Raw genomic sequence first — 14,943 nt, 5'->3', positions numbered from 1 at the left:
CATTTATTACTCTTCTGTTTTATATGTTCTAATGTGATCTGCGATACTGTGTAAGTATACTTTTGAATATGGATCTTGTCTGAGTTCACGTTCGAAGTCAAATTCTTGATTATCAAATCTATTAAAGAAAGTTTCGTATTCTTCTACAGATAATTGTTCTCTTGATGCAAGCATGTCTAAGTGTTTTTCTTTATCTAGCGCTTTATCATAACCATCTACGATTGAACCACTAAATATTTCAGCTACTGCACCTGAACCATAACTAAATAGACATACTTCTTGTCCTGCTTGGAATGTATGGTTTTGTAATAAAGAAATTAAACTTAAATACAATGAACCTGTATAAATATTTCCTACGTCTCTATTCCATAGTACAGAATCTTGATATGCATCCATTAATCTGTTTTTAATTGAATCTTCTACGTTTTCGTTTAAAATAGTCTTGAAGGCTTTTTCACCCATTTTAGTAAATGGAACGTGGAAACAGAATGATTCAAAATCATTTACTTCATGACTTGTACGTTTAGCGTATTCATTCCAAACTGTGTTGAATGATTCAATGTATGCATCTTTAGATAAAGCACCATCTACGACAGGATATTTTTCAGATGTTGGTCTCCAGAAATCATATACATTATTTGTATATGCAACGCTATCGTCATTTAATTCTAAAATTCTAGGATTATGACTCAATAGTAAAGCGACTGCTCCTGCACCTTGTGTAGGTTCTCCACCTGAATTTAATCCGTAACGTGCGATATCAGTTGCGATTACAAGTACTTTTTTACTCGGATTGTTAGATAAGAAGTCTTTAGCAAGTTGGATAGCTGCTGTAGCTGAGTAACACGCTTCTTTCATTTCAATACAACGTGCAAATGGTTGAATATTTAATTGGTCATGAATCTCTATTGATGCTGCTTTAGAGTGGTCGATTCCCGATTCAGTCGCTACAATCACCATGTCGATATTTTTTTTATCTTGTTCAGATAAAATATCTTGAGCTGCGTTAATACCCATTGATATAATATCTTGGCTTACTGGATTAACGGCCATTTTATTTTGACCGATACCTATTTTAAATTTATTTGGATCTACTCCACGAGCATTTGCCAAATCGTCCATACTTACATAAAAACTTGGGATGTAAAAATCTAATTTATCAATACCTATTGCCATAATAATTTCCTCTCAATATGTTATTTTATATATTGAATGATATCAAACTACATCAAATATTGACAATTATTAATAAATAAATTTTTAAGGAGAACATAAAATATGAATAAAGTTGTAATCGTAAGTGCTCAAAGAACCCCTGTAGGAAAATTCAGAGGAAGGTTGAGTAACTACTCTGCAGTAGAATTAGGGACTGCTGCTTTAAAATCTGCAATTAATAAAATCCAACTAGATCCTAAAGATATCGAAAATGTTATTTTCGGTAACGTTGTTCAAGCTGGTACGGGACAAAATGCTGCTCGACAAATTGCTGTAAATGCCGGTTTACCATATGAAACACCTGGTATGACTGTAAACGAAGTTTGTGGATCAGGACTTAAATCTATCATTTTAGGCAAACAACTTATTCAACTTGGAGAAGCAAATGTTGTTGCTGTAGGCGGCATCGAAAGTATGACGAACACACCAGACCTTATTCTTAAAAAAGGCGACACACCTGTTAAAAGTTTCATGCATGATGGTTTAACTGACGTCTTTCATAATATGGCGATGGGCTTAACTGCAGAAGCAATTGCAACTAAATATGAAGTTACCCGTGAAGAACAAGATACGTTTGCATTAAATTCACATTTAAAATCTGATAAAGCAACAAAAGCTGGTAAATTCAATGAAGAAATTGTTCCATTAGAAGATGTTAATGGTGAAACAATAACTTCAGATGAATTAATCAGACCTGAAAGTACAATAGAAGATCTTGCAACATTAAAGACAATTTTCAAAGAAGACGGTACAGTTACTGCGGGTAACGCTTCAGCTTTAAGCGACGGTGGTTCTGCTTTAATTTTAATGAGTGAATCATACGCGAAAGAACACGGCTACACAATCTTAGCAACTGTCGGACAACACGCTGAAATCGGCTGTGATCCATTATATATGGGTTATGCACCATTCTATGCCGTAGAGTCACTATTAAACAAGACTGGAAAAACAATTCAAGATATCGATTTAGTTGAGATGACAGAAGCATTCTCAGCACAAAGCATTCCTGTTAAAAAAAACCTTAACATTCCAGATGAGAAATTTAACATTTATGGTGGCGCGATTGCTTTAGGTCACCCACTAGGATCAACAGGCTCAAGATTGGTTACAACACTTGCACATGCCTTAAAACAAGAAGATAAGCAAACGGGTATTGCAACTGCATGTATCGGTGGTGGCTTAGGTATAGCATTAATGATAGAAAAAGGAGTAGGACTTTAATGAAACCTTTAACGAAAGACTTCAGACATTTATCACGACCTGAGAAAATCAAACAATTAAAAGATCATGGTTGGATTAAAGAAGAATCTGAGCAAATATTACTTAACAATTCAGAAATAGATAAAGAACTTTTAGAGAATTTAATCGAAAATGTCATTGGTCAAGGTACGCTACCAGTAGGTGTCTTACCTGAAATTATAGTAGAAGATAAAGCGTACGCTGTACCTATGATGGTTGAAGAACCATCAGTTGTTGCAGCAGCAAGTTTCGGTTCTAAACTTTTCAACAAATCTGGTGGTCTTAAAGTCGTTCAAAGTGACAATATTAAATTAGGTCAAATCGTATTTGATAATGTTACAGATACTGCTCAACTATCTAAAGATATTTTAAATTTAGAATCAGATATCCGCCAAGTAGCCGATCAAGTCTACCCTTCTATCCTTAAAAGAGGTGGCGGTTACCGCAAAATCGAAACGGATGAATTTCCTGAAGAAGGTATGCTTTCTTTAAAAGTTCATATCGATACACGTGATGCAATGGGTGCTAATATTATCAATACCATTCTTGAAGGAATTGCGCACTATTTAGAAACTCAATTAAGCGATACAAACATACTAATGAGTATTCTTTCAAACTATTCAACAACATCTGTTATTCGCATTGAAGGTAAAATCGCCATTTCAGACTTAGAAAAAGATGAAGTAAGCGGTGCAGAAGTCGCACACCGTATGGAACGAGCATCTGTATTAGCTCACATCGACCCATACAGAGCAGTCACACATAACAAAGGTGTTATGAACGGGATTAGCTCAGTCGTATTAGCTTCAGGAAACGATACGAGAAGCGTTGAAGCAGGTGCGCATGCTTATGCAAGTAAAGACGGACAATATAGAAGTTTAACAACTTGGAAATATGATAGTGATAACCAATTTTTAGTAGGTACAATAGAATTACCATTAACACTCGGCATTATTGGCGGAAGCATAGACCTCTTACCAATATCTAAAGTTACACTAGACTTACTAGGTGTTAAAACAGCACAAGAATTAGCACACATTGTAGCTGCAGTCGGACTCGCACAGAACTTTTCAGCATGTCGTGCACTCGTATCAGAAGGTATACAGCAAGGTCATATGAACCTTCACTATAAATCCTTAGCAATTAAAATCGGTGCAAAAGGTAGTGAAATCCAACTTATAACAGAAGCACTTAAAAGTATGGATAAGCCAAACCTAGAAGCTGCACAAGGATTACTTTATGAGATGAGAAATAATTAGAAATTTGGTGCGCTAACGATCTTGTTTCACTTTCTTGAACGTTAGAATTTCTAACAATCTTGTTTTCGTTTCTTGATCGATAGCACCACAATAAAAGTATAAAAGAGCCTAGAACAACAATGTATATCGTTGTTCTAGGCTCTTTTTATGTATATCCTCAATATCAATTTGACATCTTCTTACAAAACACATTAAGATAGTGAAGTTGATTAAAAAAATAGGAGAAATTTATCATCATGAAAAATAAACTTACTTTTAAAGAAAATATATATATCGGATCATTACTTTTTGGCTTGTTTTTTGGAGCGGGAAATTTAATCTTCCCTATTCATTTAGGTCAATTGGCAGGATCGAATGTTTTAACGGCCAATATTGGTTTCTTAATTACTGCGATTGGTTTACCATTCTTAGGAATTATCGCAATTGGTATTTCTAAGACGAATGGTATTTTTGAAGTAACGACACGTGTAAATCGCAAATATGCTTATATATTCACGATTTTACTTTATCTTGTAATTGGTCCTTTTTATGCTTTACCTAGGCTTGCAACGACATCGTTTGAAATTGCATTTACACCGTTTATTTCAGATTCATCTGTCACATTATATTTATCGATATTTAGTATTTTATTCTTCTTAGTTGCTTGGTTTTTCTCAAAAAAACCTTCAAAAATTCTAGAATATATCGGTAAATTTTTAAATCCTGTATTTTTAGTCCTTTTAGGCTTATTGATATTATTAGCGTTTATTAATCCAATTGGACAAGTATCAAATGCTAATATTAGTCCTGATTATGAAAACAGCGCGTTACTAAAAGGTTTCATTGATGGTTATAATACGCTAGATGCTTTAGCTGCACTTGCATTCGGTATTATTATCGTATCAACTATTAAAAAGTTAGGTATTACAAACCCAAATCATATTGCGAAAGAAACATTCAAATCTGGTACGATTAGCATTATTTTAATGGGTATTATTTATAGTTTATTAGCATTTATGGGTACGATGAGTTTAGGTCATTTTAAAGCGAGTGAAAATGGTGGCATAGCTTTAGCTCAAATCGCACGATATTATTTAGGTGATTACGGCATCATATTACTATCACTCATCATTATTGTAGCTTGCTTAAAGACTGCTATTGGCCTAATCACAGCCTTTTCAGAAACATTCACAGAACTATTTCCAACGCAAAACTATTTAATGTTTGCAACAGTTGTAAGTATTATTTCATGTATTTTTGCAAATGTTGGTTTAACAAAAATTATTGAATACTCTACACCAGTATTAATGTTTTTATATCCTTTAGCGATTACAATTATTTTGCTAACGTTATTCAGTTCATTCTTTAATCATTCAAAAATCATTTATCAATTTACGACATATTTTACAATGATCGCTTCATTTGTTGATGGTATTAAAGCAAGTCCTGAATTCATCGCAAATACAGGTTTTGCACATGCAGTTATCACTTTTGGCGAAAAATTCTTACCATTCTTCACGATTGGAATGGGTTGGGTATTACCAGCCTTTGTCGGATTTATCATCGGCTTCATCGTATATCAATTTAAGAAATCATCATACAAAACAACATAATTCAGACAAAAGCAAGTTACCTCGACTATGAGATAACTTGCTTTTTTTATATAGATATTTATTTGTTATAAGGTTGTCTGCCCATTACGAATTTAAAAATTTGAAATTCTCTTAATAAAATACCAATCCCTAGACAACATCCCACAATAAACAATAATGATATTGGAATAAAGATAAAAGTCTGTTCTTCAAATATACTTGTATATTGGAACATATATTCCAATATAATCGGATGTAATAAATAAACGAAAAATGAATATCTACTAATCAATTCAACAGAACTAAACATAAATTCATCAAACTGTGAGCTAAAGTTAATTATAATTAAAAATGCAAAAGTGATATATAATAAAATACGATAATCCATACTACTAACCATCCAATAATCATGTTCTCCTACAAATACAAAGGCTACGTATGCAGCAATTGTTAAAAATACAATTAAAGCGATGTATTTCGTTACGAAATCTTTAATAGCTTGATAATTATGACCTACGTAAGAACCTAAAAAGTAATAAAACAGCCAACCAATTATGAATGTTTCAGGACTAAATGGATAATACTGACTTATAAATTCTCTGACAGGTTCAACATTTTGGTAACTATACAAATAGATTGTATTAATTATGAACGAAATGATAAGACTCCATTTTGAAAAAAGTATTTTAGCATTTATTCGATAGATGATCCAATTTAACAAGAAGAACTGAATAATGATTACAATAAAGTAGCCATACCAATTACCTTGAATAACATTCTCTGTGTATTGCGTTAAGAATGAATCATTTAATTTAAGTGATTCAGAATAACTATAGAAAGCACCCATAATTAAGTAAGGTAATAATATATATTTTAGACGTGTTCTTAAATAGCCTATTTTTAATTTATCATTATAATTTAGTGTCGTTAATAGTTGAGACAATATAATAAATGAAGGTGTCCCGATAATTAAGATCATTCTGATCCAATATAAGAATTGTAATTGCATATCATCAGGTTCATTTGTGTTTGTAAACTCGGTAAAAACATGTGTTAGTACAATTAATAAACATAAAAATGTTCTTAAATATATAAATTCAATATATCTTCCTTTACTCATGATTAAATCCTTCCCATTTCTTAACAAGCTTGTTAAAAGCGTCATCACTTACCATAACTCTTGGAATGTAAAAATTATCGCTATCTGGAACAACTGCTTTTTCTTCCAATGTAAATCCATACTTGATTGATGTATCATTATCAAGTTGTTTAATTAATTTATCGTTTGCTTGACCGTACGGATATGCGATCGCTTGTTCATTTCCATCTAGTTCATCTTTAATATAGTCCGTACTTTTATCGATATCCTGTTTAATATTTCCTTTTTCAGCAAATGATACAAATTTTGATTTATCTTTTTTCATAGTATGCATATCATGTGTATGCGATGCAAAATCCCATAACCCGCTATTCTTCATTTTGAGTAATTCTTTTTTAGGCGACATACGAATATTATGAAAATCAGGGTCACCTACATGATCCGTTATTACAAAACCAGTTCCTTGGACATCGTATTTTTTCATAACTGGAAAGGCATTTTCATAAATACTTTGATCCATATCATCAAAATTTAACCACACACAATTTTTAGGGAACTTACCTTTTTCTTTGTAATGAATGAATTCATCTAAAGATAAAAATTGAGCATTTTTTTCTTTTAACCACTTTATATGAGCTTCAAATTGCTTATCTGTAACACTATAAATTTTTAATTCTTTACTATTCGAGAATGCTGACAATAATTTATCTATCCATGTGTCTTCTCTCACTCGGTGATAGTTTAATGCAAGACATCCATTTTTCTCGCCGCCAAGTGTTTTTTGTTTCTTAGCAAGTACTGATTGATCACTAGAAATGAACATGAATAATATCAAAGCTATCATCATCGACCACTTAAGACTTAACTTAATAATACTCATGTGGTACAGCTCTCTTTCTTCTAACATTGAATCGAAACGTAATCATCAAATATACAGAAATGATGATTGAACCAATCACAAAATAATTAAACATCGAGACAATATCACCTTTCTCAAGATTCAATATCACTCTTACAATTTGTATAAAATGATTGTCTATCGGTAATAACGATCCTACCATTACAAATAGCACCGTTATGCAATATAGCCATAATATAGATGACGCAACAAACACAATTGACTCTCTGAAAATATTTAAATTTGATTCTACTCTTTTATGTTCCCTCTGTCTGGACTTGTCCATGTAGCAAACGCTCCTTTTTTTCGTTTAAGTGCTTTCGGAAATGCAACAACGACGACAATCGCATTGATTAACCAATAGAAAGTTGGGTACCAACTTAAAAATATGACAAATAAATTGTTTTTTCTTTCATATCTACTATCAATCAATAAAGAAATAGTAAATTGAATAATGTTAATAAACGTCAGTAAGAATGCTGATATTAAAAAGATATTTAATTGATAATTATAGAAGTAGTAATCCAAGAAGTTTAATCGCAGTATTGTGTAACATAAGATAACAACTATGCCATATACCCATATTACAGAAAGGATTTGTTCAATAAATAACAACCATAATGAAATATTTCTTACTTCTAACATGTTCTTAAAATCTCTTAAAATCACTTCATGTCCACCTTGGGACCATCTTACCCTTTGTTTCCATAACCCCTTAAATGTTTCAGGAACAAGCATCCAACATAATGCTCTCGGTTCATATTTTATTTTGTATCCCGATAAATGGAACTTCCATGACACTGCAATATCTTCAGTAATCATGTCCGTATCCCAATATTGATTCTTTTCTAATGCTTTTTTATTAAATAACGTAAAAACACCAGATATTGTATTAACAAAGCCATTAATCGTTTGTGCTCTCTTTATACTCCCTATCATGCTAGCGTATTCGATTGTTTGAATTTTCCCTAGTAAAGTAGATTTATTTCTAATACGTGGGTTCCCCGTTACTGCACCGATTGTTGGATCATCAATTAGACTTTCCACCATAAAGTACGGTGCATCATCGTCGATAATCGTATCTGCATCCACACACATCAAATATGGGTATTGAGCATATTGAGCTGCAATATTTAACGCATTTGCTTTACCCCTATTTTCTTCTAAATTAATAAACTTAATTTTGTACGCTTGTTTAAGTCTTAATAATTCTGCCTTAGTTTGATCCGAACTCCCATCATTAACAGCAATAATTTCTTTGATTGGATATGAGAGATCATTTAAATTTTTAATCGTCTCTGCAATGGTGCTTTCCTCGTTGTAACAAGCGATAAGAAACGAAATCCCTTCTTGTGGTTGATAGTTGATATGTTTAGCTTTCAACTTTCTTTCGATAAAAATATAGTAAATCAAAGTTCCGATTATCCAAAAAATTGACATAGCTATTGGATAAATAATAAAAAATAATAATAAAAGCTTCATATTTCCTCCTAACGAACGGTAGTTTGTAAAAATAGTATATCATTTCCAGAGAAAAAGGCAATGCGTAATTTATTGTGTTAAATGTAAACGTTTTTACGAGTGATTTTTTGTGCTATTTCCTGTATAGTTATTCATATGTAGCAAAGGAGGCAAATGAAGTGAATAATACATCTGAGAAACTCATTCATATAAGTATGAGAACCTTTTCTGAAATGGGCTATTATGGAACATCACTAAATAATATTGCCAATGAACTAGGAATAAAAAAGGCAAGTTTATATAACTACTTTAAAAGCAAAGATGAATTGTATGAACAATGTATTGAAAATTGTATGTCAGTAGGACTAAGTATTATTGAAGGAATCGATTCTCAGCCTCTGAATGTATATGATGAGCTTTCTTCTTTTTTCTATAATTATATTTACGATTCAGATTACTTAGTAAAATTTTATGTCCAGTTATCATTTGCACCTTCAAACTTTACATCTAATATTGAACATTATAATCATAAGTTATCTACTGCTCTAACGTATAAATTAGAAAAGATTCATGCACATCATAAACTTAAATTAGATAAGAGTGACTTTGTATTATTAGTTAGGATGTTTATTAATGGGTGGCTTTATCGTAGAGCATACACACAATCAGAGAAAACACAAAATGAAGTTAAAAACGAATTCAATCATCACGCAAATTTGCTATTAAGTAAAATTAAATAAAGTAGAACATTATCGTAGTTTACAATTCAACTGATAAAACATTAAAACTCTAGTGCTTGAATGATAAAGACAAAATAACATCTCATTGCTTACTGAATTATTAAGTAGAATGAGATGTTATTTTTTAAAACTATAATTTTTATTTAAAAATAATTTATCAAAGTGAATATAAAGAATAAAAACTTAAATTAATTACAATTTTTGTTAGAAATAAAATAAATTTGGGTAATATACTTATATATACAAAATAGGAAGAGGTATAAGTATGGTCAAGAATCACGGGAGAGACTATTTTGAAGACATTAGTGATGATTTATTATATGTTTCACAAACAATTAGTCAAAAAATATCATCTAATGAATATAACTTATCTGAAGAGCTCGCTATAATAAAAGAAATCTTGGAAAGGTTGGAATCCAAATTATCAGATTAACTCATGAATACTTTTAATAAAAACCATTTCCACATTTCTTGGAAATGGTTTTTATTTTATATATTAGAACTCACCAGATAAATTAGTCTCAAATGAAAAAGTATTTATATAATCTTTGTAATGCATACTGGTGATATATCATATATACTCAAACATATTTATAATCAAAATAAAAAACTTTTATAAAAGGAGCAATACAAATGAAAATTTTAATTTTAGGTGCTACTGGCAGAGTTGGACAAGAAGTATTAACACACGCACTATCAGACGACCATGACGTAACTGTACTCGTTCGTGATAAAAATAAATTAAGCATCGACCATCAATCTGTGAGACTAATCGAAGGAAATGTATTAAATCCAAATGATATTCAAAAAGCAGCTGAATGTAACGACATTATTGTAAGTGCATTAAGTACAGACGGCTCCACTACATTATCAGAAGCTATGCCATTAATTATTGAAACAATGTCACAACAAGGCAGTAAACGTATCATCACAATAGGTACTGCTGGCATATTACAAAGTCGAACTGACAAGAATTTACTACGCTATCAATCTAACGAATCTAAAAGACGCACAACACGTGCAGCAGAAGAACATCATAAAGTTTATACAATCCTTAAAAATTCAGAGCTAGATTGGACAATCATATGCCCAACCTATTTACCAGATGGCGAAAGAATCGGACAATACAGAGTCGAACGAGACTACTTACCAGAGAATGCCGTGAAAATATCTGTCCCAGACACAGCAGACTTCGTTTACGATCAAATATCGTCCGACGAATTTATTCAATCACGCGTTGGAATAGGATATTGAAATAGAATGTAAAATGCCTCCGAATGTTGCTAGTCATGTTCGTCTTGCAATATTCAGAGCTTCTATGTTGCTAGTCATGCTCGTCTTGCAATATTCGAGTCTTCTATGTTGCTAGTCATGTTCGTCTTGCAATATTCGAGTCTTCTATGTTGCTAGTCATGCTCGTCTTGCAATATTCAGAGCTTCTATGTTGCTAGTCATGCTCGTCTTGCAATATTCAGAGCTTCTATGTTGCTAGTCACACCTTTCTTGCACACCTCTACTATCCATTTTTACACAACTGTAAAATTTTTCTAAAATAATTGATAATAATAATCATTTTCATATTGAATTTACATGGGGATTTTTGTATATTATTCGTATCATCCAAGAAAGGAAGTTTTACATGAATAAAAACTTTATCAACTTCAGAACGGGATTAGTAAAGTTACCTGTTATTATCGCAGGTGTATTTTTCTTATCTCATCCAACTGTCACTCATGCTAGCGAGAATAACAATTTAATAGAGGAAAGTCCGAAAGCTAGTCAAACAAATAAACAAGAGACTGAAAATAAAGATACATCAAGTACACTTTCCAATACGTCAAAAGAAGATTATAGCACTACAAAGGCTTCTACAGATACAAATAATATTGTAACAAATAATGTAAATACATCACCTGAAGAAAATAAAGAAACAATTTCTAATAAATTAAAAACTTCAGATAGTAATACTCAAAATACATCACAAAATGATAACTCTAAAAATACAAATAAACCGAATGTACCAACTGGATCTTTCAGATATTTCTCCCCTTCTGTAGAGGACAACGTAAATTATGATAAGACTCAAGATCCCAATTATGACGAAGAAGGTTATTTAAAAGATACGAGAAGGATGCAAGAAAACTATGAAGTCGACAACAGAACTGCATATATAAGAGTAGAAAACGCGAATTATAAAGGTGAAATTGAAAGTCTTAAAGGCGGAGAAGGGTCAGGAGCATACATAGGTAAGAATTATTTCTTAACTGCAGCTCATGTTATTTATGATAACAATTACCCTAGACAATACTTAACAGGCGGTTATTTAATTCCTGGTAAACATGGAAATTGGGAACCATTTGGAAAATATAAAATTAAAGCATTTTATGTACCGGACAAATATATAGCTTCACCTTTAAGAAAATATGATATCGGCATAATTGAAGTCGATCCTGAACCTATAGTTGATGCAGACGGCCATCCTCCACGTGAAGAATTGGATGAATTAAGACCCTTTAACATTAAAGTATATACAGACGATTTAATCGGTAAAAAAGTACAGACACAAGGTTATCCAATTGATAAAAATGTAAATTCTATTAATCAGTGGACTAATCTTGGTACTATTGTACAAAAGCAAAAACAAGGTAATATAGAATATTCTATGGATAATTCAGCTGGTCAATCAGGAAGTCCAGTCTATTTAGAAGATAATAACGATGAAATTATTGCAGTTCATTCTTATGGAACAAGAGGTAATAAATACGGTACTTTAGGAACCCCAATTACGCAAGAAATCTACGACTGGATTCAATCTATACTAAATAGAGTTCCAGATTCAGGTTCAAATGTTTCAAACGATAACTCAGATAACGATAATAATAATAATAATAATAACGATAATGATGTCACTACTTCTGATAAACTTGATGATAACAATTATACTAGTGACTTAGATAAATCTGATAACGATAATGACGTTAATCATTCTGATGCATCTAGTACAAATAATGATTTTGCTATTAATAAATCACTGATTAATAAAAACAAACTTAAAAATTCAACAATTATAAACATAAACAAAGTTTCTAATAATAAAACAGATGAGCTACCTAAATCAGACAATAATTCTGTTAAACCAACGGAACAACCTAAATCAGACGACAACTCTGTTAAACCAACAGAACAACCTAAATCAGACGATAACTCTGTTAAACCAGCAGAGCAACCTAAGTCAGACGATAACTCTGTTAAACCAACAGAACAACCTAAATCAGACGATAACTCTGTTAAACCGGCTGAGCAACCTAAGTCAGACGATAACTCTGTTAAACCGGCTGAACAACCTAAATCAGACGATAACTCTGTTAAACCGGCTGAACAACCTAAATCAGACGATAACTCTGTTAAACCGGCTGAGCAACCTAAAGCACATAACACATCTAAACTAGAAGCTAAGGCTATTCAAATTAAAAATACTGATAAAGCAGTAAATGATACACAAATAACGACATCACAACCTAGCCATGAAGCTAAAGCAGAAACTCAATCAGATGATAAACAAGAAAACAAACAATTACCAAAAACAGGTAAAAATGAAGCAATAAGTACAACATTATTCGGTACACTATTCGCAATGTTAGGAAGTTTATTGTTCTTCAGAAAGCGTAAAACTGATAAATAATAAGATAACCCCTAAGAGATGTTTCATATGAAACATCTCTTAGGGGTCTTTTTATACTTTCATACTTTTAGAAGGAATGATTGCCCAACACACAAGCAATAATATAAATACAATTGCTGGGACTAGAAATCCAATGTGAAATGCCATTATATGATTGTGGATAGATATTGTTGCGACGACTGTTGCAATCAATGCAGAGCCAAAGCTAGATCCAATATTTTCTACAATATTAATCGTAATACCTGCTTGCGGTAATTGGTCGTCTTTTAAATCTGCATAAGTATTTGTCGTAAACGGTAGCAATATCCCGCCAACACTGATACCTCGTAATAAAAGTAGCATACTTAATATGATGATAGATGTATTGCCGTTTACAAATATAAATGGTATAGAAGCAACAATCGATAATATTAAGCTTACAAATATCACTTTCTTAGCACCATATTGATCTGTTAATTTACCAATCATAGGTCTTGCTAATAACATACCGATACCTTGAGGCATTAATGCAATAGCCGCTTCAATCGTGTTAAACCCTTTAAAATTTTGAAAGAACAGCGGGAAAATAATCATCGGTCCCATAATCGCTAAATTGCCTAAAAATAAACCGGTACTTGAAGCTGCATAGTTACGATTTTTGAATAAATTAGTTGGTAATACGGTTTGATAATCCTGAACTCGATTGTATATCAAATAAATCACGATAAGTAATGCACTCGAAGTTAGGACGAGTACAGTTTCAATATTTGTAAATGAAGCTGTTTCAGTAGCGTGTGTAATACCGTAAATTAACGTAATACTGATTAAAGATAAATTGATTATCCCAAACCAATCTAGTCTCTTACCTTTATTAAAAGGTTCATATGACGGTAATCGTTTAATCATAACTGGTGTAATAATGATCATGACAATGATGTTCAAATAAAATATCCATTGCCAAGATATATAATGAATAATAAACCCACCTACTACCGGACCTAATATAGGACCAAGTATCATGGGAATACTTACAATGGCCATAACTCTACCAATTTTATCTTGGCCGGTTATCTTAACAAGCAGTGTAGCCATAAGCGTTGAAATGATACCTGCACTAAATCCTTGAACGAGTCTAAATAGAATAAACCAAAAGATATTTGAGCTTAATCCTGTTAATACTGAAACAATACCAAATGTAATGACAGCACTAATATATACACGTTTACCATCTAAATGGTCCATTAACCAACCAGAAAACGGTACAGCAACTGTCATAGCAAGAATATATCCCGTAACACCCCATTGAATAAAATTAAGTGATGTATCAAAGTATTTCGTTAAATCATCAATAGCAATATTAATCATTGTTGAATCGAGCATGGGCATAATAGCACCTAAAGCAATGGCCCATGCCGCTATCATTGTGCTTTTAGGAATGTGTTCTAATTGTTGAGAAGACATCAATAAACTCCTTTATATTTTGTTTCCACAGAAACATTATAAGAGAGTTTTGTTTCCTAGTCAACATAAATAACATTAAGGAAAATTTTGTTAGGGACAGAATTCTGAATAATGTACCTTAGAACCATTGTTAGAGACAGAATTTAGAATTATGTCCCTTAGAACCACCGTTAGGGACAGAATTCTGAATAATGTCCCTTAGAACCACCGTTAGAGACAGAATTTAGAATTATGTCCCTTAGAACCATTGTTAGAGACAGAATTTAGAATTGTGTCCCTTAGAACCATTGTTAGAGACAGAATTTAGAATTGTGTCCCTTAGAACCACCGTTAGTGACA

Annotated in this window: 13 protein-coding genes; 7 read left to right on the top strand and 6 right to left on the bottom strand. The window is 32.0% G+C overall.

Annotation, left to right across the window (positions count from 1 at the left end):
- Positions 1-6 precede the first annotated feature (6 nt).
- Positions 7-1,176 carry a hydroxymethylglutaryl-CoA synthase gene (locus tag MHH94_RS01045; RefSeq protein WP_340839308.1) on the bottom strand — a complete coding sequence of 390 codons (1,170 nt, stop codon included), beginning with the start codon at positions 1,174-1,176 and terminating at the stop codon, positions 7-9.
- A gap of 102 nt (positions 1,177-1,278) precedes the next feature.
- On the opposite strand from MHH94_RS01045, the gene MHH94_RS01040 reads away from it, so the two are divergent.
- The 3 genes from MHH94_RS01040 to brnQ all read left to right on the top strand — a co-directional run bounded on the left by MHH94_RS01040 (position 1,279) and on the right by brnQ (position 5,305).
- Positions 1,279-2,436, top strand: a complete 1,158-nt coding sequence (locus MHH94_RS01040; protein ID WP_078355317.1) for a thiolase family protein — start codon at positions 1,279-1,281, stop codon at positions 2,434-2,436.
- Positions 2,436-3,713: a hydroxymethylglutaryl-CoA reductase, degradative gene (locus MHH94_RS01035; protein ID WP_208182559.1), complete on the top strand. Its 1,278-nt coding sequence runs from the start codon at positions 2,436-2,438 to the stop codon at positions 3,711-3,713. The genes MHH94_RS01040 and MHH94_RS01035 overlap by 1 nt, the downstream gene beginning before the upstream one ends.
- 233 nt (positions 3,714-3,946) lie before the next feature.
- Positions 3,947-5,305 (top strand): branched-chain amino acid transport system II carrier protein, encoded by a 1,359-nt coding sequence (brnQ, locus tag MHH94_RS01030; protein WP_058591925.1) that lies wholly within the window; start codon positions 3,947-3,949, stop codon positions 5,303-5,305.
- A 58-nt stretch (positions 5,306-5,363) separates the two neighbouring features.
- Here brnQ and MHH94_RS01025 read toward each other — a convergent pair whose 3' ends face one another.
- The 4 genes from MHH94_RS01025 to pgaC are packed head-to-tail and all read right to left on the bottom strand — an operon-like array spanning position 5,364 to position 8,763.
- Complete coding sequence (locus MHH94_RS01025) at positions 5,364-6,404, bottom strand: acyltransferase family protein (protein ID WP_340839307.1); 1,041 nt, start codon at positions 6,402-6,404, stop codon at positions 5,364-5,366.
- On the bottom strand, positions 6,397-7,263 hold the full coding sequence (icaB, locus tag MHH94_RS01020) for an intercellular adhesin biosynthesis polysaccharide N-deacetylase (protein WP_340839306.1): 867 nt from the start codon (positions 7,261-7,263) through the stop codon (positions 6,397-6,399). The genes MHH94_RS01025 and icaB overlap by 8 nt, the downstream gene beginning before the upstream one ends.
- The gene (icaD, locus tag MHH94_RS01015) at positions 7,250-7,567 is read right to left on the bottom strand and encodes an intracellular adhesion protein IcaD (RefSeq protein ID WP_078355322.1); all 318 of its coding nucleotides are present in this window, start codon (positions 7,565-7,567) and stop codon (positions 7,250-7,252) included. Before icaD ends, icaB begins: the two co-directional genes overlap by 14 nt.
- Complete coding sequence (pgaC, locus tag MHH94_RS01010; RefSeq protein ID WP_340839305.1) at positions 7,531-8,763, bottom strand: poly-beta-1,6-N-acetyl-D-glucosamine synthase; 1,233 nt, start codon at positions 8,761-8,763, stop codon at positions 7,531-7,533. Before pgaC ends, icaD begins: the two co-directional genes overlap by 37 nt.
- A gap of 158 nt (positions 8,764-8,921) precedes the next feature.
- Between pgaC and MHH94_RS01005 the strand changes: the two genes are divergently transcribed.
- The 4 genes from MHH94_RS01005 (at position 8,922) to MHH94_RS00990 (ending at position 13,164) form a co-directional block, all read left to right on the top strand.
- Positions 8,922-9,482: a TetR/AcrR family transcriptional regulator gene (locus MHH94_RS01005; protein ID WP_058591930.1), complete on the top strand. Its 561-nt coding sequence runs from the start codon at positions 8,922-8,924 to the stop codon at positions 9,480-9,482.
- A gap of 265 nt (positions 9,483-9,747) precedes the next feature.
- A complete protein-coding gene (locus MHH94_RS01000) occupies positions 9,748-9,915 on the top strand; it encodes a hypothetical protein (RefSeq protein WP_158259694.1) in 168 nt (55 codons plus the stop codon).
- A gap of 200 nt (positions 9,916-10,115) precedes the next feature.
- The gene (locus tag MHH94_RS00995) at positions 10,116-10,736 is read left to right on the top strand and encodes an NAD(P)-dependent oxidoreductase (RefSeq protein WP_106417922.1); all 621 of its coding nucleotides are present in this window, start codon (positions 10,116-10,118) and stop codon (positions 10,734-10,736) included.
- A gap of 385 nt (positions 10,737-11,121) precedes the next feature.
- Positions 11,122-13,164, top strand: coding sequence for a trypsin-like serine protease (locus MHH94_RS00990; protein ID WP_340839304.1), 2,043 nt, complete (start codon positions 11,122-11,124; stop codon positions 13,162-13,164).
- A gap of 51 nt (positions 13,165-13,215) precedes the next feature.
- On the opposite strand, the gene MHH94_RS00985 is transcribed toward MHH94_RS00990, so the two are convergent.
- Positions 13,216-14,604: a DHA2 family efflux MFS transporter permease subunit gene (locus MHH94_RS00985; RefSeq protein WP_340839303.1), complete on the bottom strand. Its 1,389-nt coding sequence runs from the start codon at positions 14,602-14,604 to the stop codon at positions 13,216-13,218.
- Between the last annotated feature and the right edge of the window lie 339 nt (positions 14,605-14,943).

The organism is Mammaliicoccus sp. FSL K6-3158 (assembly GCF_038005105.1).
Classification (GTDB): domain Bacteria; phylum Bacillota; class Bacilli; order Staphylococcales; family Staphylococcaceae; genus Mammaliicoccus; species Mammaliicoccus sciuri.
This window is presented reverse-complemented; position numbering and strand designations above follow the sequence as displayed.

Excerpts from the sequence above, each read along its gene's own strand:
- MHH94_RS01045 (WP_340839308.1), bottom strand. The coding sequence starts at position 1,176 with ATGGCAATAGGTATTGATAAATTAGATTTTTACATCCCAAGTTTTTAT.
- MHH94_RS01040 (WP_078355317.1), top strand. The coding sequence starts at position 1,279 with ATGAATAAAGTTGTAATCGTAAGTGCTCAAAGAACCCCTGTAGGAAAA.
- MHH94_RS01035 (WP_208182559.1), top strand. The coding sequence starts at position 2,436 with ATGAAACCTTTAACGAAAGACTTCAGACATTTATCACGACCTGAGAAA.
- MHH94_RS01025 (WP_340839307.1), bottom strand. The coding sequence starts at position 6,404 with ATGAGTAAAGGAAGATATATTGAATTTATATATTTAAGAACATTTTTA.
- icaB (WP_340839306.1), bottom strand. The coding sequence starts at position 7,263 with ATGAGTATTATTAAGTTAAGTCTTAAGTGGTCGATGATGATAGCTTTG.
- icaD (WP_078355322.1), bottom strand. The coding sequence starts at position 7,567 with ATGGACAAGTCCAGACAGAGGGAACATAAAAGAGTAGAATCAAATTTA.
- pgaC (WP_340839305.1), bottom strand. The coding sequence starts at position 8,763 with ATGAAGCTTTTATTATTATTTTTTATTATTTATCCAATAGCTATGTCA.
- MHH94_RS01000 (WP_158259694.1), top strand. The coding sequence starts at position 9,748 with ATGGTCAAGAATCACGGGAGAGACTATTTTGAAGACATTAGTGATGAT.
- MHH94_RS00995 (WP_106417922.1), top strand. The coding sequence starts at position 10,116 with ATGAAAATTTTAATTTTAGGTGCTACTGGCAGAGTTGGACAAGAAGTA.
- MHH94_RS00990 (WP_340839304.1), top strand. The coding sequence starts at position 11,122 with ATGAATAAAAACTTTATCAACTTCAGAACGGGATTAGTAAAGTTACCT.
- MHH94_RS00985 (WP_340839303.1), bottom strand. The coding sequence starts at position 14,604 with ATGTCTTCTCAACAATTAGAACACATTCCTAAAAGCACAATGATAGCG.